This is a genomic window from Pelagibacterium montanilacus, assembly GCF_003992665.1.
In the GTDB taxonomy this organism is placed as follows: domain Bacteria; phylum Pseudomonadota; class Alphaproteobacteria; order Rhizobiales; family Devosiaceae; genus Pelagibacterium; species Pelagibacterium montanilacus.
Map to the genome: position 1 here is coordinate 423,161 of NZ_RZMX01000059.1, position 21,956 is coordinate 445,116.

At 65.1% G+C, this 21,956-nt stretch carries 21 protein-coding genes and 1 tRNA gene; 15 read left to right on the forward strand and 7 right to left on the reverse strand.

The annotated features are described in order from the left end of the window. Positions 1-51 precede the first annotated feature (51 nt). From EO136_RS18020 to EO136_RS18035, 4 genes are all read right to left on the reverse strand, one after another. Complete coding sequence (locus EO136_RS18020; RefSeq protein ID WP_127145776.1) at positions 52-774, reverse strand: amino acid ABC transporter ATP-binding protein; 723 nt, start codon at positions 772-774, stop codon at positions 52-54. After that, a complete protein-coding gene (locus EO136_RS18025) occupies positions 767-1,423 on the reverse strand; it encodes an amino acid ABC transporter permease (RefSeq protein ID WP_127145777.1) in 657 nt (218 codons plus the stop codon). Before EO136_RS18025 ends, EO136_RS18020 begins: the two co-directional genes overlap by 8 nt. 14 nt (positions 1,424-1,437) lie before the next feature. Then, positions 1,438-2,163, reverse strand: a complete 726-nt coding sequence (locus EO136_RS18030) for an amino acid ABC transporter permease (protein ID WP_127145778.1) — start codon at positions 2,161-2,163, stop codon at positions 1,438-1,440. 110 nt (positions 2,164-2,273) lie between these two features. After that, complete coding sequence (locus EO136_RS18035) at positions 2,274-3,095, reverse strand: ABC transporter substrate-binding protein (protein ID WP_127145779.1); 822 nt, start codon at positions 3,093-3,095, stop codon at positions 2,274-2,276. Positions 3,096-3,308: 213 nt separating this feature from the next. Between EO136_RS18035 and EO136_RS18040 the strand changes: the two genes are divergently transcribed. The 12 genes from EO136_RS18040 (at position 3,309) to EO136_RS18095 (ending at position 17,023) form a co-directional block, all read left to right on the forward strand. Further along, a complete protein-coding gene (locus EO136_RS18040; protein ID WP_246018440.1) occupies positions 3,309-3,986 on the forward strand; it encodes a GntR family transcriptional regulator in 678 nt (225 codons plus the stop codon). A 163-nt stretch (positions 3,987-4,149) separates the two neighbouring features. Beyond that, positions 4,150-5,190 carry an NAD(P)-dependent alcohol dehydrogenase gene (locus EO136_RS18045; protein ID WP_127145781.1) on the forward strand — a complete coding sequence of 347 codons (1,041 nt, stop codon included), beginning with the start codon at positions 4,150-4,152 and terminating at the stop codon, positions 5,188-5,190. A gap of 342 nt (positions 5,191-5,532) precedes the next feature. Further along, positions 5,533-6,417, forward strand: coding sequence for an AraC family transcriptional regulator (locus EO136_RS18050; protein WP_127145782.1), 885 nt, complete (start codon positions 5,533-5,535; stop codon positions 6,415-6,417). Between the two features lie 94 nt (positions 6,418-6,511). Continuing rightward, positions 6,512-7,429 (forward strand): ABC transporter substrate-binding protein, encoded by a 918-nt coding sequence (locus EO136_RS18055; protein ID WP_127145783.1) that lies wholly within the window; start codon positions 6,512-6,514, stop codon positions 7,427-7,429. 60 nt (positions 7,430-7,489) lie between these two features. Then, a complete protein-coding gene (locus EO136_RS18060) occupies positions 7,490-8,992 on the forward strand; it encodes a sugar ABC transporter ATP-binding protein (RefSeq protein ID WP_127145784.1) in 1,503 nt (500 codons plus the stop codon). Next, positions 8,982-9,959: an ABC transporter permease gene (locus EO136_RS18065; protein ID WP_127145785.1), complete on the forward strand. Its 978-nt coding sequence runs from the start codon at positions 8,982-8,984 to the stop codon at positions 9,957-9,959. Before EO136_RS18060 ends, EO136_RS18065 begins: the two co-directional genes overlap by 11 nt. Before the next feature lie 20 nt (positions 9,960-9,979). After that, the gene (locus EO136_RS18070) at positions 9,980-11,641 is read left to right on the forward strand and encodes an FGGY-family carbohydrate kinase (protein ID WP_127145871.1); all 1,662 of its coding nucleotides are present in this window, start codon (positions 9,980-9,982) and stop codon (positions 11,639-11,641) included. 75 nt (positions 11,642-11,716) lie between these two features. Continuing rightward, positions 11,717-12,442 (forward strand): SDR family oxidoreductase, encoded by a 726-nt coding sequence (locus EO136_RS18075; protein WP_127145786.1) that lies wholly within the window; start codon positions 11,717-11,719, stop codon positions 12,440-12,442. A 33-nt stretch (positions 12,443-12,475) separates the two neighbouring features. Beyond that, the gene (locus EO136_RS18080; RefSeq protein ID WP_127145787.1) at positions 12,476-13,204 is read left to right on the forward strand and encodes an SDR family oxidoreductase; all 729 of its coding nucleotides are present in this window, start codon (positions 12,476-12,478) and stop codon (positions 13,202-13,204) included. 117 nt (positions 13,205-13,321) lie between these two features. After that, positions 13,322-13,828, forward strand: coding sequence for a 2Fe-2S iron-sulfur cluster-binding protein (locus EO136_RS18085; protein ID WP_127145788.1), 507 nt, complete (start codon positions 13,322-13,324; stop codon positions 13,826-13,828). Then, on the forward strand, positions 13,825-14,814 hold the full coding sequence (locus EO136_RS18090; RefSeq protein WP_127145789.1) for an FAD binding domain-containing protein: 990 nt from the start codon (positions 13,825-13,827) through the stop codon (positions 14,812-14,814). Before EO136_RS18085 ends, EO136_RS18090 begins: the two co-directional genes overlap by 4 nt. Before the next feature lies 1 nt (position 14,815). Continuing rightward, on the forward strand, positions 14,816-17,023 hold the full coding sequence (locus tag EO136_RS18095) for a xanthine dehydrogenase family protein molybdopterin-binding subunit (protein ID WP_127145790.1): 2,208 nt from the start codon (positions 14,816-14,818) through the stop codon (positions 17,021-17,023). Between the two features lie 25 nt (positions 17,024-17,048). Here the strand turns inward: EO136_RS18095 and EO136_RS18100 are convergent, their stop codons facing one another. Next, positions 17,049-17,420: a DUF4260 domain-containing protein gene (locus EO136_RS18100; protein WP_127145791.1), complete on the reverse strand. Its 372-nt coding sequence runs from the start codon at positions 17,418-17,420 to the stop codon at positions 17,049-17,051. Between the two features lie 142 nt (positions 17,421-17,562). Beyond that, positions 17,563-18,552 (reverse strand): ribosome small subunit-dependent GTPase A, encoded by a 990-nt coding sequence (gene rsgA, locus EO136_RS18105; protein WP_127145792.1) that lies wholly within the window; start codon positions 18,550-18,552, stop codon positions 17,563-17,565. A gap of 383 nt (positions 18,553-18,935) precedes the next feature. Between rsgA and EO136_RS18110 the strand changes: the two genes are divergently transcribed. Beyond that, positions 18,936-19,187: a hypothetical protein gene (locus tag EO136_RS18110; protein ID WP_127145793.1), complete on the forward strand. Its 252-nt coding sequence runs from the start codon at positions 18,936-18,938 to the stop codon at positions 19,185-19,187. Positions 19,188-19,657: 470 nt separating this feature from the next. On the opposite strand, the gene EO136_RS18115 is transcribed toward EO136_RS18110, so the two are convergent. After that, positions 19,658-19,731, reverse strand: a tRNA-Gln gene (locus EO136_RS18115). A 308-nt stretch (positions 19,732-20,039) separates the two neighbouring features. Between EO136_RS18115 and EO136_RS18120 the strand changes: the two genes are divergently transcribed. Both EO136_RS18120 and EO136_RS18125 read left to right on the forward strand, forming a co-directional pair. Beyond that, on the forward strand, positions 20,040-21,248 hold the full coding sequence (locus EO136_RS18120) for a Ppx/GppA phosphatase family protein (RefSeq protein WP_246018441.1): 1,209 nt from the start codon (positions 20,040-20,042) through the stop codon (positions 21,246-21,248). Next, positions 21,238-21,954, forward strand: a complete 717-nt coding sequence (locus tag EO136_RS18125; RefSeq protein WP_127145794.1) for an RlmE family RNA methyltransferase — start codon at positions 21,238-21,240, stop codon at positions 21,952-21,954. Before EO136_RS18120 ends, EO136_RS18125 begins: the two co-directional genes overlap by 11 nt. Positions 21,955-21,956: the final 2 nt, after the last annotated feature.

A 21,956-nucleotide genomic window follows, 5' to 3' on the forward strand; every position in this document is an offset into this window, starting at 1 on the left:
TCCGGGTTTCGATCCGTTGGGTCAGCTTCCCGACGCCACTCCGGAGGGGGGTCAGAGAACCGATTTGAGGAAATCGGCGGTCTCGGGCCTTTCGGGGGATTCAAAGAGTTGGGCGGGTGTCCCGATCTCGTGGATGAGCCCGTCCTTGAAGAAGGCGACGCGGTTGGACACTTCCCGTGCGAAGGCCATTTCATGCGTGACCACGATCATGGTCATGCCCTCGTTTGCCAGAAGCCGCATCGTGTCGAGCACTTCGCCCACGAGCTGGGGATCGAGGGCCGAGGTCACCTCGTCGAACAGCATGTATTTGGGCTCCATGGCCAGCGCCCGGGCGATGGCCATGCGCTGCTGCTGGCCACCCGAGAGCTTGGAGGGATACATCTTGAGCTTGTCGCCCAGCCCCACATGCTCGAGCTGCTTGATGGCGATCTCGTCGGCGTCCTTCTTGGACTTGCCCAGCACCTTACGCAGGGCAAGGGTAGTGTTCTCGAGGACGGTGAGATGGGGGAAGGCGTTCCACTGCTGGAAGACGATCCCGATATTGCGCCGCAGCTTGTTGAGATCGGTGTCCTTGGCGTGCACTTCGGTGCCGTCCACGAGGATGCGGCCCTCGTCGATCGGCTCGAGCCCGTTGATGCACATGAGCATGGTGGACTTGCCCGACCCCGAGCCGCCGATGACCGAGACGACCTCGCCCCTGTCGACCGTCATGGAGACGCCCTTGAGGACTTCGAGCTGACCGAAGGATTTCTTGACGTTCTCGATCTCAATCATTTTCTCGCCATTTCCTTTCGAGGTGAGCGCCAAGGCGGGAGACGGGGAAGCTCACGATGAAATACATGAGCCCCGCGATCGCAAGGATCACCAGCGCCTCGTGAGGCTTGCGGGTGATGATGATCTGGGACGAGCGCAGGAGCTCGATGACCCCGATGGCGTAGACCAGCGCGGTGTCCTTCATGACGCCGAGGGTCAGGCCGATCCATGAAGGGAGCATCACGCGTGTGCCGAGCGGCAGGACGATCTCGCGCAGATCCTGCCAGTAGGTAAGGCCCAGGGAGCGCGCGGCCCTGCGGGTGGTCGTGGGGACCGAGAGAATGCCCCCGCGCACGATTTCGGTACAAAAGGCGGCGGTGTAGGCCGCAAGAACCGCGCAGCCGACCACGAACGGGTTCATGTTGAGCCCGATGATCGACTGGAACGAGTTGAACAGGATGAACTGGATGAGCAGTGGCACCGAGCGCAGGACGTCGAGCACGGTGCCCAGCGGATAGTTCACGTACCAGGGCGACTGGGCCCTGATGACGCCAAAGACGAGCCCGGCCAGCGTACCGCCGAGCATAGCCCAGAAGGTGATCGCAAGGGTGAGCCCCGCGCCGCTGAGCATGAAAGATATGTCGCCCCAGGTGATGGAGGTTCCGAACATGGTCTATTCCTCCCTCAATACCTGAACAGGCGCCAGGCGATGAGCCGGGCCCCGCTGGTGACGATCTTGGCGATGACGTAGTAGATGGCCGCGGCGAGCGCGAAGAACTCGAAGGTGCGGAACGTGCGCGCGTTGAGCTCCTGGGTTACGCCGGTGAGGTCGATGTTGAGCCCCACGAAGATGCCGACAGAGGTCATCAGGATCGCCCAGACCATCTGGTTGGTCATGGGGTGGAACACGGCGCGGAACATCTGCGGCAGGACGATGAGGCGGAAGGCATCGAAGGGCCCGAAGCCCAGCGATCGCGCGGCGCGCGTCTGGGTGTCGGGCACGGCCCGCAGCCCGCCCCGGAAAGTCTCGGCCAGATAGCCCGCGTTGTTGAACGCGATCCCGACCAGCACCGCCCAGTAGGAATCCAGATAGAAGATGTTGATCCCCATGGCGCGGAAATCGATGTCAAACCAGCTCGCAACGAGCTGGAGCACCGCGGGAATGCCGAAGTAGATCATATAGACCTGAAAGAGCGCCGGCGTGTTGCGGGCGATCTCGATCCAGGTTGTGGCGAACCCGCGCGCAGCAACGAAGCGCGACTGTTTGGCCAGCGCCAGGACGACTCCGACGATTATGCCGATGACCATGGAGAGCACGGCGATCTGGAGCGTGATCCAGGCGCCCGCAAGCATGTCGGGCAGGGCGCGGAAGGCCTGATTCCAGTGGAAGGTATAGTTGATGTCGAACATGCGTCTTCCCTGATTGCGCGCCACCCCCAGGGCTTTGCCGGACCCTCGCGTGCGCTCCAGAAGAACGAAGACGGGGAGCCCCTTGTGAGGGCTCCCCGCTGAACAGGCTCTTAGTAGTAGACGCCCGGGACGCTCAGGTCCGGAGCTTCGGCGCCGCCACCGACCCACTTCTCGAACAGTTCGTCATAGCGCCCGGTGCGGATCTGCTGGTTGACGAAGAGGTTGAGGTAGTTGATCAGGCCGTATTCCTCACGCAGCGTGATCAGGCCCACATAGTCGACGAGATAGGGCGCTTCGTCCGCGATCACGAAGCCGTCGAAATTGCCTTCATTGACGGTTGCCGCGGCGACCGTGCCGGTGACGACGGTGGCGTCGATCTGGCCCTGGTTGAGGGCGAGGAACACGTCGGCCTGGCTCTGGAAGGTGCGGAACGAGCCGCCGGCATCCCACTCGTTGAAGTCCTCTTCGAGCGCGATGGCTTCAAAGACGCCCGCGACCGAACCCAGGTTCATGCCCGCAAGGTCTTCATAGCTCTCGATGCCGGTGTCCTCACGGGTGAGGACCACGTTGTTGAACGCGAAATAGGGGATCGAAAAGCCAATGGTCTTGGCGCGCTCGAGGGTGTCGGAGGTCGAGGCGACGCCGACATCGGCGCGGCCCGAGACCAGAGCCGGGATACGATCGGGGAAGGGGGTTTCCACGATCTCGGCATCCACGCCCAGCGCGGCGGCGAGGTCGTTGCAGGTGTCGACGTCAAAGCCGACCGGCTCGTTGTTGTCGTCGCGCGAGCCCATGGGGGGGAAATCGAGCGTGACCGCGCAGCGCAGCACGCCGGAGGAGATGATGTCGTCGAGCTTGTCGGCGAAGACGGGCGTCGTGGCCACAAGGCTCATGGCGACCGAACCCGCCGCGATCAGTGCAGGAAATTTCATGGTTGTCCCTCTCTTTGTTGGCTGGAATTATGCTTCCCTCACCGGCCCCCAACAGGCCGACTTAACATTACGTTTGCATAATCGTATCCAATCTACAATATACTAAGTGCTCGAATGCAGGACGCCGATTGAAATCGGCGCCGCAGTATGCACCTTCGCTTCCCTGCGGCTGAAAGGCGGCTGAGCGATGCGGCGGACCGGGAGTTGTGGCAGTTGCCCAAAGGCTTGAAACTCAAGACGCTTGATCTGGGGCGACAGGCGTCATCGTCGGACGTCATCTACGACGCGCTGCGCGATGCCATCATCCGCGGCGAGATCGCCGAGGGCGAGCCGCTGCGCCAGGATTCCATCGCCCAGATGTTCAACGTCTCCCGCATCCCCGTGCGCGAGGCCATGCAGCGGCTCGAGGCCCAGGGGCTGGTGGTGTCCGAGCGCTACAAGGGCGTGGTGGTCGCCTCGCTGTCGCCCGAGCAGATCATCGAGATCTTCGAGTTTCGCGCGCTGGTCGAGCCAGCGGTTATCGAGGCCGCCGTGCCGCTCATGACCGAAGCGTCCCTCGAGCGCGCCCAGCGCCATTGCGATGCCTTTGCCGCCGAGACCGATCCGGTGCGCTGGGGCGATCTCAACCGCGAATTCCACAACGCGCTCTATCGCGATTGCGACCGGCCCTATTTCCTCTCGGTGATCGACAAGACCAACGATCTGGTGGAGCGCTATGTGCGGCTGGTGCTGTTTTTGACCCAGGGGCTGCGCAATGCAACGACCGAACATCAGGCGATCCTCGACGCCTGCAAGAGCCGCAAGCCCAAGCTGGCGGCCGAGCTGACGCGCCGGCATGTCGACGCGGCGGGAAAGAACCTCGTCAACTATCTGCGCGAGCATCACAAATAGCGCTTGCTCCGCGCGTCCCCGGTGACCTGTACGGTTCGGCGCCCCAAGGCATACGAATTTTGCCGGCGGGCCGAGATGCCTTCCCATTTCCATTCGCGCGCGCTTAGGGTGAGGCGTGCTCCCGTGCGGGGCGCGGTATCAATCTGATTGTGAGGTTCGGGCCATGGCCAAGGCGCTGGTACTTGAAGAAAAGGGCAAGCTCGCCCTGCGGGAGATTGCGATCGAGACGGAGCCGGGGCCGGCCGATGTGGTGATCGAGGTGCGCACGGTCGGGGTCTGCGGGTCCGACGTGCACTATTACACCCATGGCAAGATCGGGCCCTTCGTGGTCCGCGAGCCGATGATTCTCGGCCATGAGGCATCGGGCGTCGTGGTCGCGGTGGGTTCAGACGTGGCGGGCCTTTCGGTCGGGGACCGGGTGTGCATGGAGCCGGGCATTCCCGACCCGACATCGCGCGCCTCGCGGCTGGGCATCTACAATCTCGACCCCGCGGTGCGGTTCTGGGCGACTCCGCCGGTCCATGGCTGCCTGACCCCGCGCGTGGTCCATCCGGCGGCGTTCACCTACAAGCTGCCCGACTCTGTGTCCTTTGCCGAAGGGGCGATGGTCGAGCCCTTCGCCGTGGGCATGCAGGCCGCCATGCGCGCCGGGATCCGGCCGGGCGATATCGGCGTGGTGACCGGCGCCGGGCCGATCGGGATGATGACAGCCCTGGCCGCGCTCGCAGGCGGCTGCGCGAAGGTCTATGTGACCGATATGGCCCAGCCCAAGCTCGATATCGTGGGGCGCTACGAGGGCGTCGAGACCATCAATATAAGGGAGACCTCAGCGGCGGACGCGATCATGGAGGCGACCGACGGCTGGGGCGCGGACGTGGTCTTCGAGTGTTCGGGTGCCGCGCCCGCGATCCTGGGGCTGCCCGCGCTGGTGCGGCCCGGTGGCGCCGCAGTGCTGGTCGGCATGCCCGTCGATCCCGTGCCGGTGGACGTGGTGGCGTTTCAGGCCAAGGAAATCCGGATCGAGACGGTTTTCCGCTATGCCAATGTCTATGACCGGGCGATCTCGCTGATGGCGTCGGGCAAGGTGGACCTCAAGCCGCTGATCTCGGCCACCCTGCCGTTCAGCCAGTCCATAGCCGCGTTCGACCGGGCCGTGGAAGCTCGGGAAACCGACGTGAAGATCCAGATCGACATGGAAGGCTGAGCGGCGAGCGGAACTGATGGAAAAGTATTAGCTCTTTGGCCCGGAAGCCCCGACTTCGGGCCAAAGCGAAACCGGGCCCCTTTGTCGGGGAGCCCGTAAACTATCGGAAGATATGTCAGTATCGCTGCGGTTTTGGGCCCGTCTCCGGCCCGAAATCCCTTTATGGTATGGCCCGAAGCATGCCGGGCGGAGTCGAAATTCGGATGTGAGGGTCAAAAAAGTACCAGCTTTTTGTCCGGCATCATGTGGCCCCGGGCGCAGTGGGGGTGTTACACTTCGGTTAATGAAGACAAGGCGGTTCGAGGGGGTCGGGCCGACCGGGACAAGTCCAGGGAGGACGCGATGCAGCTCGATCTCGAGTTGGTTCACATCCGCAAAGGCGAGTCGTTTGCAGCCTGGCGCCACGGCTATCCGTTCCGCACGGTCCGCTGGCACTATCACCCCGAATACGAAATCCATCTCGTCGTCGCTACGTCCGGGCGCTTTTATGTGGGCGATCACGTGGGCGAATTCAGCCCCGGGCAGTTGATCCTGACCGGTCCGAACCTGCCCCAGAACTGGATCAGCGATCTGGGATCGGACGAGACCGCGCCCCGGCGCACCGAGGTCATCCAGTTTCCCGAGAGCTTCATCGAGGACGCGCTGCAGGCGTTCCCCGAGATGGACGCGGCGCGCGCCCTGCTTGAGCGCAGCCGCCGGGGCATCCTGTTCGACTACAGGACCGGCGCCAAGGTCCGCCCCCTGATGGAGCGGCTAACCGAGGCGCGCGGCGTGCTTCGGCTGGGGCTGTTCTTTGAGATCCTCGACATTCTGGTCAACGCGCCCAACACCCAGACCCTCGCGAGCATGAGCCTGTTGCTCGACATGGAAAAGGCCGAGGAATCGGACATGAACCGGGCCATCGCCTATCTGCGCGAGAACCTGACCGCGCCGATCAGCGAGGCCGAGTTCGCCCGGTTCACGGGCCAGAGCCCAAGCGCCTTTTCCCGCTCGTTCAAGCGCCATACAGGCTCGACGCTGGTGCGGTTCAGGAACCAGCTCCGGATCGACCTGGCCTGCAAGATGCTGCTGACCGATCCCGATGCCAAGGTCGCGGATTTGTGTTTCGAGGTGGGATTTTCCAACCTCTCCAATTTCAACCGGCATTTCCTGAGATTGAAGGGAATGTCGCCATCCGAATTCCGCGCCAAGTTCGCGGAGAACGAGGCCGTGCGCATGCCGGCCTGACACCCTGACGAACCCCAGATTTGCTCGATCAGCCGCAGGCATCCCGTCTGCGGACCGGGAGAGCTTTACCCAGCTTCATCAACGGGAGGACCTTATGAAGACCTTGCTTATTTCCGTATCCACCGCCGCCATCGCGCTCGCCGCATCGGCTGCCAGCGTCTCGGCCCAGGACAATCCCCTCAAGATCGGGATGACTTTCCAGGAGATGAACAACCCCTATTTCGTGTCCATGCGTGAAGCGCTGATGGAAGCGGCCGACCAGATCGGCGCCGAAGTGATCGTGACCGATGCGGGCCATGACGTCGCCAAGCAGATTTCGGACGTCGAGGACATGCTCCAGCAGGATATCGACATCCTCCTGCTCAACCCCACCGATTCCGCCGGTATCGAGTCTGCCGTGCACATGGCCAAGGAACGCGACGTGATCGTGGTCGCCGTCGACGCCAACGCCAACGGCCCGGTCGACACCTTCGTTGGCTCCAAGAACCGCGATGCGGGCTACCTGTCGTGCCAGTATCTTGCCGAAGAGCTGGGCGGGGAGGGTGAAGTCGCCATTCTCGACGGCATCCCGGTCGTGCCGATCCTCGAGCGCGTCGAGGGCTGCACCGCAGCGCTGGAAGAATACGAGGGCATCACGCTTGTTGACACCCAGAACGGCCGTCAGGACCGCTCGGTGGCGCTCGGCGTGGTCGAGAACATGATCCAGGCTCACCCCGATCTCGCCGGTATCTTCTCGGTCAATGACGGGGGCGCCATGGGCGCTCTCGCCGCGATCCAGGGCTCGGGCCGCGACATCAAGCTGACCTCGGTCGACGGTGCACCCGAAGCAATTCAGGCTATCGCCGACGGTACGGCCTTCATCGAGACCACGGCCCAGTTCCCGCGCGACCAGGTTCGCGTTGGCCTCGGCATGGCCCTTGCCCAGTACTGGGGCGCACGCGTGGTGCCTGCGGAGGTCCCGATCGACGTCCGCGTGGTCGACAGCGAGAACGCCGCCGACTTTGCGTGGTAATGTGAACCAGAACCTGTGCCCGGGCCATCCCCGGGCACAGGATCAATCCGGGAGTGATCGATGCTGGAAATGAAGGGGATCAGGAAGGCTTTCGGGCCCATAAAGGTGCTCCACGGCGTCGATCTGGATGTGCGTGCCGGTGAAGTGCACGCGCTTCTGGGCGAGAACGGCGCTGGCAAATCGACGATGATGAAGATCCTGAGCGGGATCATCAGCGCCGACGAAGGGACCATCAGCATCGATGGCACGCCGCGCAATTTTGCCAATTACAATCAGGCGATCGAGGCGGGGATCGGGATCGTCTTCCAGGAATTCAGTCTCATCCCCTATCTCAACGCCATAGAGAATATATTCCTCGGGCGGGAAATGCGGAACCGCTTCGGCCTTCTCGATCGGGCCGGGATGCGCGCCAAGGCAAGTGAGGTGCTCGGCCGGCTCGGCGTGGACGTTCCGCTCGATCAGCCGATCGCCAAGCTCAGCGTCGCTTCCCAGCAATTCGTCGAAATCGCAAAGGCGCTGACCCTCGACGCCAGAATTCTCGTGCTCGACGAGCCGACAGCCACCCTGACGCCGGGCGAGGTCGAGCACCTGTTCAAGGTCATGAGAGATCTGCGCGCCCGGGGCGTGGCCCTCGTTTTCATTTCGCACCATCTCGAAGAGATATTCGAGATATGCGACCGCATCACCGTGCTGCGCGACGGGGAATATGTGGGCACGAGCGAGACCGCGCAAATCGATACCGACCGGCTGGTCGAAATGATGGTCGGGCGCCGGATCGAGCAGAATTTTCCGACCAAGCCCGAGCGCTCCGGCATGCCTGAGGTCGTCGTCCGTGCCAAGGAAATCCGTTTGCGCAAGGCCGGCCCGGTGAGCAGCTTTACGCTGCGCAAGGGCGAAATCCTCGGCTTTGCGGGTCTTGTGGGCTCGGGTCGAACGGAAACCGCCCTCTCGATCATGGGGGCCTATCCGGCCGCCACCGTCGATGTCGAGATCAACGGCAACCCCAAAACGCCGTCCAATCCGACCGAAGCGCTGGCCCGGGGAATTGGCCTCCTGCCGGAAAGCCGCAAGGAGCAGGGGCTGATCACGCCGTTCTCGATTGCACAAAACGTTTCACTGAACAATTACGCGAAATATCGCACGCTCGGACTGTTCCTCGATCTGCGCGCCGAGACGAAACACACCCAGAAGGTCATGGACGACGTGCGGGTCAAGGCGCCCGGGCCCCATGCGGCCTGCGATACGCTGTCCGGCGGCAACCAGCAGAAGGTTGTGATCGCGCGCTGGCTGAACCACAACACTCCGATTCTGATCTTCGACGAGCCCACGCGTGGAATCGATGTGGGCGCCAAAGCCGAAATCTATCACCTCATGCGCAAGCTGACCGAAGACGGGTTCTCCATCATCATGATCTCATCGGAACTGCCCGAGATCGTGGGGATGGCAGATCGCGTCTGCGTCTTCCGCAGCGGCGCTATCGTGGCCACCCTTGATGGCGCCGAGATCAGCGCTGAAACCGTCATGACGAATGCCACCACAGGAGAGCTCAAATATGTCGCATGAATCCACGGCGAGCCCGGTGGCTTCCCTCGGCACCGCCATCGCCTCGCGCATCCGTCATTCTCCGCTGATCCTGCCTCTGGTCGGACTTGCGCTGGTGTCGATCGCCATGGCGTTCGCCAGCCAGAACTTCTTTACCGTCGACAACATTCTCAACATCCTGCGCCAGCAGTCGATCATCGGCATCCTGGCGATCGGCATGACCTTTGTCATCCTGACCGGGGGCATCGATCTTTCGGTCGGCGCGGTCATGGCCCTGTGCGGCACGATCGGCGCGGGGCTGATGGTCAATATGGGCCTGCCCGGAGCCGTGGGACTGCTCGGCATCATTGGCGTGGGCGTCCTGTTCGGGCTGTTCAACGGGTTCCTCGTCGCCTGGGGCCGGATGCCGGCGATCATCGTGACGCTGGCGACCATGCTGGTCGCGCGTGGACTGGGCCTCGTTTATTCGGGCGGGTATCCCATCAGCGGCCTGCCGGGCTGGATTTCCTGGTTCGGCACCGGCCGGATCAGCGGCATTCCGGTGCCGGTGATCATCATGGTCATCCTCTATGCGCTGGCCTGGGTGATCCTGCAGCGCACGTCCTTTGGCCGGCATGTCTATGCCATCGGCGGCAACGAGACTGCAGCGCAGCTTTCGGGCGTCAACGTCAAGCGCGTCAAGCTCCTCGTGTTCATGATCTCGGGGTTCACCTCGGCCATGGCGGCGATCGTGCTGACCGGGCGGCTGATGAGCGGCCAGCCGGGCGCAGGCGTCGCCTTCGAGCTCGATGCGATTGCCATGGTGGTGCTGGGCGGCGCGGCGATCTCGGGGGGCCGAGGGCTGATCCTGGGAACCCTGATCGGCGCGGTGCTGCTCGGCATCATCAACAACGGCCTCAACCTGATGGGCATCAACCCCTATCTTCAGGACGTCATCAAGGGCCTCATCATTCTGCTGGCCATCTATATCGGCCGGGAATGGCGCTGAGCGAGGGGGCGAGCGTGACCATGGCAAACCCATCCTCGAGCGCACCGCAGGCCCGCCACTTCGTCGGGATCGACGTGGGGACCGGCTCGGCGCGGGCGGGCGTGTTCGACAACGCCGGCACGCTGCTGGCGACGGCCAAGCGCGACATCGCGCTTCATCGCGGTCCCGGCTCCATGGTCGAGCAGTCGAGCGCGCAGGTCTGGGAGGCGGTGTGCGCCGCCACCCGGGAGGCGATGACGCGGTCGGGCGTGAATGCATCCGACATCGTCGGGCTGGGGTTCGATGCCACCTGTTCGCTGGTGGTGCTGGGCCCGGACGGCGCGTCGCTGCCGGTTGGCGATGCCGATCATCCCGAGCGGGACATCATCGTGTGGATGGATCATCGCGCAACCGAACAGGCCGCGCGGATCAACGCCATGGGCCATGCGGTCCTCGACTATGTGGGCGGGCGGATATCGCCGGAAATGCAGACGCCCAAGCTCGTCTGGCTCAAGGAGAACAGGCCCGCGATCTATGGCGCAGCCGATGCCTTTTTCGACCTTTCCGATTTTCTCGGCTGGAAGGCGACCGGCAGCCTCGCGCGATCTTCGTGCACCGTGACCTGCAAATGGACCTATCTCGCCCATGAAAAGCGGTGGGATCCGGATTATTTTCGGGCCATCGGGCTGGGCGATCTGGCGGACGAGGATTTCCGGCGGATCGGGCAGGAGATCGTGGAACCCGGTACGCCGCTCGGGCAGGGGCTGACCGAGGCGGCTGCGGCCGAGCTGGGGCTGAACCCGGGCACTGCGGTGGGCGCCGGGCTGATCGACGCCCATGCGGGCGGGATCGGCACCGTGGGCGCACGGGGCGGGGCCGGCGATCCGATAAAGACGCTGGGCTATGTCTTTGGCACCTCGTCGTGCACCATGAAGACGACCGAGACGCCGGTGTTCGTGCCCGGCGTCTGGGGCCCATATTATTCCGCGATGATCCCGGGTGCCTGGCTCAACGAAGGCGGTCAATCCGCAGCCGGGGCGGCCATCGACCATCTTGTGACCCTTCACCCGGCGCACGGCGAGGCCGAGGCTGCGGCGCGCAAGGAGGACGTGGCGTTGCCCGTATGGCTGGCCGACAGGGCAGGGGCGCTCGCGTCGGACCCGTCCGGGGCGGTGGCGCTGGCCGAGGGCCTGCATGTGGTGCCCGAGTTCCTGGGTAATCGCGCGCCTTTTGCCGATCCAGACGCCCGCGCCGTGGTGGTGGGGCAGGGCATGGCGCGCGACCTCGACAGCCTCGTGGCGCTATACGTGGCCGGCATCTGCGGGCTGGGCTACGGGCTGCGCCAGATCATCGAAACCCAGGGCCAGCACGGCGAGGGTGTCGAGGCGATCGCGATCAGCGGGGGCGCGGGCCAGCATCCGCTCATCCGCCAGATCCTTGCCGACACCACGGGCCTGCCGGTCCATTCGACCGCCAACGCGGAACCTGTGCTGCTGGGCTCGGCCATTCTCGGGGCAGTGGCCTCGGGCGCCTTCCCCGACATCCGGACCGCCATGCCGGCGCTGTCGACCTTCGCCAAGACCTATGAGCCGGCAGGCGGGGCGATCGGGGCGACCCATGACGCGCGCTATGCGGCCTTTCTCAAGCTGCAGGCGGTGGCGCGCGAGGTGCGTGCCGCGGGCGGGCTCCGAGCTTCGAGCTGATCGATCCGGCGCCCCGGGGCGCCAAGTCATTTTCCTGTGACCCCGGGGCGGGTCGCGCAATCGGCGAGCGTTTCGATGGATTTTCAAGGCAAGACCGCAATCATCACCGGGGCCGGCAAGGGCATCGGGCGGGCATGCGCCGAACTGCTGGCCGCACGCGGGGCGGACGTGGTGGCGATCGCGCGCACGAAGGCCGATCTCGACAGCCTCACCGGGGCGATCGGCGGGCGGGCGATCGTGGCCGATATCGCCTCGTCCGCGGGCGCGCGTGCCGCAATGGCCGAGGCAGGGCCGGCAGATTTCCTCATCAACTGCGCGGGCACCAATGTGCTCGAAGGCGTGCTGGAGATGACCGATGCGGGCTACGACACGGTCATGGACATCAATCTGCGCGCCGCGCTGGTCTGCACCCAGCAGTTCGCGCGCGCGCGTATCGCGGCGGGCGGCGGGGGCGTGGTGGTCAACATCACCTCGATCGCTGGCCACAGGGGTTTCCCCGACCATCTGTGCTACGCGGCGTCCAAGGCGGGGCTGGAGGCGGCGACCCGGGTGATGGCGCGCGAACTGGGGCCGCACGGCATCCGCGTCGTGGCACTCGCGCCCACGATCACGCTCACCGAACTGGCCGCCGCCGCCTGGAGCGACGAAGAGAAAAGCGCGCCCATGATGGCCCGGCACCCCGTGGGGCGGTTCGCCGAGGCCGAGGACGTGGCGCGCGCCTTAAGCCTGCTGCTATCTGACGACGCGGCAATGATCACGGGATCGGTCCTGCCCGTCGACGGCGGCTTCCTCGCCGTCTGAACCGGGCCTCGACACCATCAATGGAGCATAGACATGGCGGCAACGCTTGAAGGGAAAATCGCGGCGGTCACCGGGGCGGCCTCGGGGATCGGGTTGAGCGCCACGCGGGCGCTGCTCGAGGCGGGTGCCACCGTGGTGATGGTGGACCGGGACGCCGATGCGCTGGCGGCGCTTTCGGGTGAGCTGGGCGAGAAGGTCATCGTCCAGCGCACCGATCTGCTCGATCAGCAAAGCTGCGACGCGATGGTGCCCGAGATTCTCGAGAAGGCGGGGCAGATCGACATCATGCTGTGCAATGCGGGCAGCTATATCGGGGGCGATCTCACCCAGACCAATCCCGCCGCCATCGACCGGATGCTCAACCTCAACGTCAATGCGGTGATAAAGAACGTGCACGCGGTGGCGCCGCACATGATCGCGCGCGGGGCGGGCGATATCATCGTGACCTGCTCGATCGCCGGACATGCGGCCATTCACGTCGAGCCGGTCTATTCGGCGTCCAAATGGGCGATCACCAGCTTCGTGCAGACCATGCGGCGCCAGTTGATGGGCCACGGAGTGCGCGTGGGGCAGGTGTCGCCCGGGCCGGTGGTGTCGGCTCTGCTTTCGGACTGGGAGCCCGAGCGGCTGCAGGCCATGAAGGACAAGGGCGCGCTGATGGAGCCCACAGAGGTCGCCGACGCGCTGATCTACATGCTGACCCGGCCGCGGAATGTCACTATCCGCGACATGATCGTGCTGCCGTCCAATTTCGATATCTGATGCTGCGAGCCCCGGGGGAAGAGACAGGCGCCCCCGGGGATCGACACACCGCAGGGAACGCCATGCCGTGCCGGGCCATTGAGGGAAGGACACCCTCACTGTCCCTCCGAGGCCTTCATGCAGATGACCCTTGCCATCAACGGCGCCGACCATGCGCTCGACGTCGACCCGCGCACCAGCCTTCTGGACGTGCTGCGCGACCATCTCGATCTCACCGGCTCCAAGAAGGGCTGCGATCACGGCCAGTGCGGGGCGTGCACCGTGCTGCTCAACGGCAGGCGGATCAATTCCTGCCTGACGCTGGCGGTGATGCATGAGGGCGACGAGATCGTCACCATCGAGGGGCTGGGCACCCCCGATGCGCTGTCGCCGCTGCAGGCGGCGTTCGTTGCCCATGACGGCTATCAGTGCGGCTATTGCACGCCGGGGCAGATCTGCTCGGCGACCGCGATGCTCGCGGAGATCAAGGCGGGCTGGCCCAGCCATGTCAGCGATGACCTCGAAGGTGCGCCCGAGCTGAGCGCGGCGGAAATCTCCGAGCGCATGAGCGGGAACATCTGCCGGTGCTCGGCCTATCCCAACATCGTCGATGCCATTGCAGACGTGGGGAGGGACCGCTCATGAGGCCGTTCGATTACCAGCGGGCGCCGAGCGCCCAGGCGGCGGCGGAACTGGGCGCGGCGGCGCCCGCTTCGCGGTTCATCGCCGGGGGCACCAACCTTCTCGACCTCATGAAGATCGAGGTCGAACGGCCCGAGACGCTGATCGACATCTCCCGGCTTCCGCTCGATACGATCGAGCAGACCGACGAGGGCGGGCTTCGGATCGGCGCGCTGGTTACAAATTCCGACCTTGCCGCAGACCCGAGGGTGCGGCGCGACTATGCGGTGCTCTCGCGGGCCCTGCTGGCCGGGGCATCGGGTCAGCTTCGCAACAAGGCGACCACGGGCGGCAATCTGCTCCAGCGCACGCGGTGCTATTATTTCTATAACCCGGCAATGCCATGCAACAAGCGCGATCCGGGCTCGGGTTGCGCCGCGCTGGAGGGGGAAAACCGGATACACGCGATCCTTGGCGCCAGCGCGCACTGCATCGCCACCCACCCCTCTGACATGGCGGTGGCGATGTTGGCACTCGATGCGCGGGTCGAGGTGCTCGCTGCGGATGGCAGCACGAGAACCATTGCGCTCGGGGACCTTCATCGTTTGCCCGGCGAGACGCCTCATATCGAAACCACGCTTAACGACGGCGATCTGATCACCGCGGTGACGCTGCCCGCGCCGCCGGGCGGGCGGCACATCTACCGCAAAGTCCGCGACCGGGCCTCTTTTGCCTTTGCGCTGACGTCGGTCGCGGCGGTGGTCGAACTCGTCGACGGCAGGATCGCGACGGCGCGGCTGGCGTTCGGTGGGCTGGCGCCCAAGCCTTGGCGCGACAGGGCGGTGGAAGAGGCTCTGGTGGGGCAGGCGCCCTCGCCCGCGCTCTGGCAGCGCGCCGCGGACATGGTGCTGGGCGAGGCCCAAGGTCATGGCAGCAATGATTTCAAGATTCCGCTGGTGCGCCGCACGCTCGCCAGCGTGCTGGACGCCGCCTGCGCGGGGGAGAAGTGAGATGGAAACCAGCCTGAAGATGGACGTGCCCGTCCAGCACAGCCTCCTCGACAGCACCAACCAGAACATCATCTCCCGGCCTATCGACCGGGTGGAGGGGCCCCTCAAGGTCTCCGGACAGGCCAGGTACGCGGCCGAGTTCAAGCTCCCCGGAATGGCGCATGGTGTGCTCGTTGGCGCGCAGATCGGCAAGGGGAGCGTGGCCCGGATCGACGCCGGCGGCGTAGAAGCGATGGCTGGCGTCCTCGGCGTGGTCACCGATTTCGACCTGTTCCTGCGCAATTCGGCTCAAGGGATGGCGACGGAAGCCCCGTGCCAGGGTGTGCGCGAGATCGCCTATTTCGGCCAGCCGATCGCGCTGGTGGTCGCGACGACCTTTGAGCAAGCCAGGCACGCGGCCCAGGCGCTGGAGGTAACCTATGAGAAGGGCGAGGGCCGGTTCGACTTCGACGCGGAGCAAGGCAAGGCCCAGCCCAAGGACAGCACCCTGAGCAGCCAGGGAGATATCGATGCGGCGCTGGCCCAGGCCCATGGCCGGGTCGACGGAGTCTGGACGACGCCGTCCCAGACCAGCGCCGCCATGGAGCCCCATGCGAGCCTCGCCCATTGGGAAGGCGACAGCCTCGTGCTCTACGGCTCCTACCAGATGCTTTCGACCAACCGCATGCAGCTGGCCGACGCGCTTGGCCTTGATATCGAGAAGGTGCGGATCAGGGCCCATTATGTCGGCGGGGGCTTCGGCGCCAAGCTTGGCATTGCAGCCGAAAGCGTCGCGGCGGCGCTGGCTGCAAAGGCGCTGGGCCGTCCCGTGCGGGTGGTGATGACGCGCCAACAGGTGTTCGAGACGACGGTGCGCCGGTCCAATACGCGCCAGCGGGTGCGGCTGGCGGCGGACACGGACGGACGGCTCACCGCCGTTGCGCACGAGACGCTGACGGCGAACCTCGACGGCGAGGATTTTTCCGAGCCGGTGAGCGCGGCGACCAAATTCCTCTATGGCGGTGCAAACCGGACCTTTGGCAACGAGATCGTGCGCATGGATCAGGTGCTGTCGGGCTCGATGCGCGCGCCCGGCGAGGCCGTCGGCATGCTGGCGCTCGAAGGCGCGATGGACGAGCTTGCCGAAAAGCTCGGTCTCGATCCGGTCGAGTTGCGCCTGCGCAATCTGCCCGATCGGCACCCGGGCTCCGATCTCCCTTTTTCCAGCCGCTCGCTGGCCGAGTGCCTGACGATCGGGGCGCGGGACTTCGGATGGCCGCGGCGCAACCGCCAGCCTGCCGCGACGCTGGACGGCGAATGGTGGATCGGGCTGGGCATGGCCGCTGCGGCGCGCAGCAACATGCTGATCAAGTCGAGCGCCAGGGTCTCGCTGCAGCCCGACGGCCGGGCGCTTGTCGAGACCGACATGACCGATATCGGGACCGGGACCTATACCGTGCTTGCCCAGATCACGGCGGAATTGCTGGGGCTGCGTGTCGAGGATGTGGCCGTTCATCTGGGCGACACGACGTTCCCCCCGGCCTCGGGGTCGGGAGGAAGTTTCGGGGCGGCCAGCGCCGGCTCCTCGGTCTATCTTGCGTGCGAGAAACTGCGCGAGGCGATCGCCGGCCAGCTCGGCGGGGACGTCGATACGCTCGTTCTGTCGGACGGCATGGCGCGGATGGGCAATATCTCTGTGCCCCTCGCGGACCTCGACACCGGGCCGCTCGATGCCACGGCGACGATCGAGCCCGGTGAGACGGGCGAGAATTTCGTTCAGGCCGCGTTCGGGGCCCATTTTGCGGAGGTTGGCGTCAATGCCCATACCGGTGAGGTGCGGGTGCGGCGGATGGAATCGACGTTCGCTGCGGGGCGGATCCTCAATGAAAAGACCGCGACCTCACAGTGCTATGGGGGCATCGTCTTCGGGATCGGCGGGGCGCTGACCGAGGAGATGATCCACGACACGCGCCATGGGGCGATCGTGAACCGCGATCTCGCCGAGTATCACCTGCCGGTCAATGCTGACGTGCCTCAGCTCAAGGTGAGGTTTCTTGAGGAACGCGATCACGCCGCCAACCCGCTGCTGGCCAAGGGCATCGGCGAACTCGGGATATCGGGAGCCGGGGCGGCTTTGGCCAACGCGGTCTACAACGCCTGCGGGGTCAGGGTGCGCGATTTCCCCATAACCCTCGACAAGCTGATCGCGGACCTGCCGGATCTGCCTTAGGGCATTCGGCCCGCGCGGGTGCCGCTTATCTGCGCCGGCCGATGCGGCCCAGATGGGTGAAGGAAAAGCCCTCGGTGGTCTTGAGCCCATAGCCCAGCGCGCGGTCGAACCCCGCATGGGCCAGCCAGAGCGTGCCCAGCGCAACGAGCAGGGGCGCGGACACCAGATGGCCAAGGGCGAGGAGCCCGGCGCCCAGCCCGTAGATATGGACTGCGTTGTAGACGAAGGCGCCGACTTTCGGGCCCTTGAGATAGCCCAGAAACCCCAGATCGGGCGCAAAGAAGAAGAGCAAGGCGGCCCACCAGGCCATGCCCTCGTTCCAGAGCCAGGACAGGGCGAGGCCCGTGCAAAAGATGATGAGGCCTTCAATCCGTTGCCAGGTGATGGGGGAGGTCATGGCTCTGTCCGTTCGGTTGTCACCGTCGATATAGCTGCGATAGTGCCGATCAGGCCGTCCGGCAAGCGCGGCGCGAGCTCCAAGTCTTTGATGTGTCGCGTTTCCGAACCGGAAGCGCGTTTCCACTTGTCCTGAAACCGCTCTAGCGGCGGCCGGGGCGCGGCGCTTCGGCGGCAAGGTTCTCGTCATGGAGCTTGCGCCAGCGCGCAAAGCGGTCGGGGTCGATCTCGCCGCGCGCAACCGCAGCGAGCACGGCGCAGCGCGGCTCGTGGGAATGGGTGCAGTTGCCGAACCGGCATTGGGACGCAAGGTCCGTGATCTCGGCAAAGACGATGTCGAGCCCTTCGGCCATTTCCCCGAGATGCAGTGTGCGGATGCCGGGGGAGTCGAGCACCCATCCGCCCCCCGCGACCGGATGAAGCGAACGCGCCGTGGTGGTGTGCCGGCCCATGGAATCATGGTCCCGTATGGCGCCGGTAAGCTGGGCGGGTCCCGTGTCTGCGGCCGCCAGGGTGTTGACGAGGCTCGATTTGCCCACCCCCGAAGAGCCGGTGAGCGCCACGGTCTTGCCGGGCCCGAACCAGGGCGCCAGGGTCTCGCGGGCCGAGGCAAGGCGCGGATCGACGAGGCGTACGGGCAGATCTCGCGCAAGGGCGGACGCTTCTGCGACGAAGGCGCCCGCGTCCTCTGCCGTGTCGGCCTTGGTCAGCACCAGAACCGGCGCGATGTCGGCCTGATGCGCCATGGCCAGATAGCGTTCGAGACGGGGCACGCTGAAATCGCCGTTGCAGGACGTGACGATCAGGAGCGTATCGATATTGGCACCGGACAATTGGGTGCTGCCATCGCCCATGCGCCTTGAGAGAAGCGATGCGCGCTCGAGCCGCCGGCGCACGGTCAGCCCCAGGGGCTCGGCAAGGACGAAATCGCCGACCGCGTAGGCACCCACCGTGTCATTGGCCGAAAGCGCCAGATCTACGGGCCCGGCGGCGGACTGGCCAATCATGCGCGCGCGGTGGATATGGGCGATGCGCACCGGCACCAGATCGGCCTCGTCATCGGCGACCTGATCGTCGAAAAAACGAGACCAGCCCAGCGCCTCAAGAGCTGCGTCTTGCGTGAATTTGCCCATTGAGATGGTCCTCGTGCAGGCTCTCATGGGGTATCTCGCGCAGTGTGTGATCCCGAGCCCTGGACCGCATGGATTTTCTAGCATGATGGTTCGCAAGCGCGAAGGCCGGATATCGGGCCGCCTGTTTAGGGCAGGGGCCCTGCATTGTATCTGACCTGCCAACGCACCATATATCCGCTTCTGCCGAAAGCCGACCCTCGCGCGTTCCCAAAGACCGTTTCGTGCGTGAGTTCGGTCCGGACGATCTCGGATATCCAGCACGACGCACTGTTTGCAGCGATTGGCCGGATCTGGCCGGGGCGCGGCGGTTTCCGGGCTGGAAACTCCCGCGCCGGATGAAGAGAACGACGATACCCACCAATCCGTGATCAGGAGCAGATGCCGTGAAACCCACTCTTGCCGCATTCGACTACACCGCGAGCGCCGAACTCTATCCCGGTACCCGCTCCAAGCGTTTCCGGTCGGTCCGCTATCATCGTTTCGACAGCACGGCTGAAGCGCTCCGTTACCTGATGGAAGAAATGCCACCCGAACTTCTGGCCGGCGCGATCATCGAAACAGAAGACCACCGGCTCGAGGCCGAACAGATCACGGCGCTCTATCGGGACGACGCGTATCCCCTTCCTCGAGCCTGATCCGCACCAGGGACGGTGATGGAAGGCCGGAGCTTCGCTGGGCGATACCCGGCCTAGAGCGTTTCCAGGAAAAGTGGAAACACTTTTCCGGTTCGGAAACGCGCCAAATCAAAGACTTAGAGCTCCTGTTCTGATTCAATCAGAACAAGATATGCGCTGGGCAGGCGGCAGACTCCGGTCACGCGCAGGTTCTTTGTGCCATGTGTCGCTATATGCTGAACGCAGCGCGCAAAGCCTGCACCGGCAGCCGCTGCAGATCCATCGCTCTCGAGGCTCTCTCACGTGCGCTGCGCATGTGCGGATGTGGCGCGCGAGCGGGCTTGGCAGCGTATGCGCGTCCGATCGCGCATCGGGAACGAAAGCCGTCGAGGTATATATGGATTCCGAGGACAGGCATTGGCCAGAAACGATACCCGAGCCAGTCGCCCCGACGCCCGATCAATCCTGAAACCACCGGTGCAAAATAGGTTTGGCTGGGGAACCTGGATTCGAACCAGGACTAACGGAGTCAGAGTCCGTGGGTCTACCGTTAACCTATTCCCCAGCAGAGCGTCACGCGGCGGAGGGTGGTCGGCCGCGGTGGCGTGGGCACTGTGTAGCGACTCGAAACGGTGATTTCAAGGGCCATGTAGAATATCTCTTGCGCCTTTGGTGCCAGGCGAGTGGTGACGCGCGCGGAGGCTCCGCGGTTGGTCGGGGGGTGGGGAAACAGTGCGATTGCGTTGCCAGTCCGCTTGGACTAGTCTGACCGGGACACAGACATAATGCTGCCCGGGCGCAGCACCGCGCCGGAGATTTCCCCGTATTCTGGGGCAGCGCGCGGTTTCCACCGGGCCGATGGAGACCAACAAAGTGACCGACACTGATCGGTCCGCCGCCATTTCGCGGTCTGACGAGGGAATGTCGCGTTCAGTTCCGGGGCCGGAGCGGGCGCGAGGTGGGCCCGATGCGGCGCCAGATTCCCGTCTCGGAACCAAGGCCAAGGGCCGGCGGACTCCAGCCAATCCGGGCAGCGCGGCGCGAAAGCGTCGCTCGCCCGTCTATGCCGCCCTCGACCTGGGCACCAACAATTGCCGTCTGCTCGTGGCGCGGCCGACCGAGAACGGCTTTCGGGTGCTCGACGGGTTCTCGCGCATCGTGCGTCTGGGCGAAGGGCTCAGCCAGTCCGGGCGTCTCTCGGAAGCGGCCATGGACCGGACGATCGAAGCCCTTCGGCTGTGCCAGGGCAAGCTTTCCCAGTATGACGGCGTGCGCGCGCGCATCATTGCAACCGAGGCCTGCAGGTCGGCGACCAATTCGCCCGCCTTTCTCGACCGCGTCAAGCGCGAGGTCGGCTTGCAGTTCGAGGTCGTGGACCGCAAGACCGAAGCGCAACTGGCGGTGACCGGCTGCGCGGACCTGATCGACGGCAATTCGCCGGGCGCGCTGCTCTTTGACATCGGCGGCGGATCCTCCGAGCTCGCCTGGCTCGATTTCCGCGGCGGCCGGCCCAAGCATCAGGGCAAGACGGCGGCGTCGATCCGCTCATGGCAGTCCCTGCCGGTCGGCGTGGTCTCGATCGCCGAGCGGTTTGGCGGGGTGGACGTGACCCCGGAGATCTTCGAGGCCATGGTGGCCTTCGTCGCCGAGCAATTGCGCAGGTTTCGCGGACGCGAGAAGGTGACCGAGATGCTGCGGACCCATCCGCTGCATTTTCTGGGAACCTCGGGCACCGTCACGACGCTGGCAGGGCTCTATCTGGGGCTCGAGCGCTACGAGCGGGCCAAGGTCGACGGGCTCTGGATGAGCAGCGACGACGTGGATGCGACCATGCGCGTGCTCCTGGCGATGAGCTATGAACGGCGGGTGGCCAATCCGTGCATCGGGCGCGAGCGCGCCGATCTGGTGATCCCTGGCTGCGCGATCTTCGAGGCGATCCGCCGCGAATGGCCGTGCAAGCGCATCCGGGTCGCCGACCGGGGGCTGCGCGAGGGCCTTTTGATTTCAATGATGAGCGAGGATCGCGTCTGGCGGCGCGCCCGCAAGGCGAGAAGCCGGAAGGGGAACGGCGATGCCCGATAAACCCACCGGCCGCGGAAGCGGCCGCCGCGGCGAGCGCGACCTGAAAATCCGGGTCAAGACCGCCAAGAAACGCACGATATCTTCGACCCAATGGCTTCAACGCCAGCTCAACGATCCCTACGTCGCCAAGGCGCGGGCGGAGGGGCTGCGCGCGCGCTCGGCCTTCAAGCTGATCGAGATCGACGACAAGCACAAGATCCTCAAGCCGGGCATGCGCGTGGTCGATCTCGGTGCAGCGCCTGGCGGATGGTGCCAGGTGGCGGCCAAGGCGGTGAAGTCGGGCCAGGACGCGCCGCTGGTGGTGGGGATCGACTATCTGGAGATGGATCCGCTGCCCGGCGTGATCCTGCTGCAAAAGGATTTCACCGAGGACGATGCGCCCGAGGCGCTGGTCGCGGCGCTGGGCGGGCACAAGGCCGATGTGGTGCTCTCGGACATGGCCGCGCCGACCACGGGCCACAAGCCGACCGATCACCTGCGGATCATCGCGCTCGTGGAACTGGCCGCGGACTTCGCGCTCGACGTCCTTGCGCCGGGCGGCACGTTCGTCGCCAAGGTGTTCCAGGGCGGCACCGAGCATGACCTGCTGGCCATGCTCAAGCGCAATTTCGACACCACGTTCCACGCCAAGCCGCCCGCCAGCCGGCAGGGATCGGCCGAGACCTATCTGGTCGCCCGGGGGTTCAAGGGCAAACGCGTGGACTGAGA

Coding starts and splice junctions, on each gene's coding strand:
- EO136_RS18045 (WP_127145781.1), top strand. CDS start 4,150: ATGGCCAAGGCGCTGGTACTTGAAGAAAAGGGCAAGCTCGCCCTGCGG.
- EO136_RS18085 (WP_127145788.1), top strand. CDS start 13,322: ATGCAGATGACCCTTGCCATCAACGGCGCCGACCATGCGCTCGACGTC.
- EO136_RS18075 (WP_127145786.1), top strand. CDS start 11,717: ATGGATTTTCAAGGCAAGACCGCAATCATCACCGGGGCCGGCAAGGGC.
- EO136_RS18020 (WP_127145776.1), bottom strand. CDS start 774: ATGATTGAGATCGAGAACGTCAAGAAATCCTTCGGTCAGCTCGAAGTC.
- EO136_RS18030 (WP_127145778.1), bottom strand. CDS start 2,163: ATGTTCGACATCAACTATACCTTCCACTGGAATCAGGCCTTCCGCGCC.
- rsgA (WP_127145792.1), bottom strand. CDS start 18,552: ATGGGCAAATTCACGCAAGACGCAGCTCTTGAGGCGCTGGGCTGGTCT.
- EO136_RS18125 (WP_127145794.1), top strand. CDS start 21,238: ATGCCCGATAAACCCACCGGCCGCGGAAGCGGCCGCCGCGGCGAGCGC.
- EO136_RS18070 (WP_127145871.1), top strand. CDS start 9,980: ATGGCAAACCCATCCTCGAGCGCACCGCAGGCCCGCCACTTCGTCGGG.
- EO136_RS18090 (WP_127145789.1), top strand. CDS start 13,825: ATGAGGCCGTTCGATTACCAGCGGGCGCCGAGCGCCCAGGCGGCGGCG.
- EO136_RS18055 (WP_127145783.1), top strand. CDS start 6,512: ATGAAGACCTTGCTTATTTCCGTATCCACCGCCGCCATCGCGCTCGCC.
- EO136_RS18080 (WP_127145787.1), top strand. CDS start 12,476: ATGGCGGCAACGCTTGAAGGGAAAATCGCGGCGGTCACCGGGGCGGCC.
- EO136_RS18060 (WP_127145784.1), top strand. CDS start 7,490: ATGCTGGAAATGAAGGGGATCAGGAAGGCTTTCGGGCCCATAAAGGTG.
- EO136_RS18095 (WP_127145790.1), top strand. CDS start 14,816: ATGGAAACCAGCCTGAAGATGGACGTGCCCGTCCAGCACAGCCTCCTC.
- EO136_RS18065 (WP_127145785.1), top strand. CDS start 8,982: ATGTCGCATGAATCCACGGCGAGCCCGGTGGCTTCCCTCGGCACCGCC.
- EO136_RS18025 (WP_127145777.1), bottom strand. CDS start 1,423: ATGTTCGGAACCTCCATCACCTGGGGCGACATATCTTTCATGCTCAGC.
- EO136_RS18050 (WP_127145782.1), top strand. CDS start 5,533: ATGCAGCTCGATCTCGAGTTGGTTCACATCCGCAAAGGCGAGTCGTTT.
- EO136_RS18035 (WP_127145779.1), bottom strand. CDS start 3,095: ATGAAATTTCCTGCACTGATCGCGGCGGGTTCGGTCGCCATGAGCCTT.
- EO136_RS18100 (WP_127145791.1), bottom strand. CDS start 17,420: ATGACCTCCCCCATCACCTGGCAACGGATTGAAGGCCTCATCATCTTT.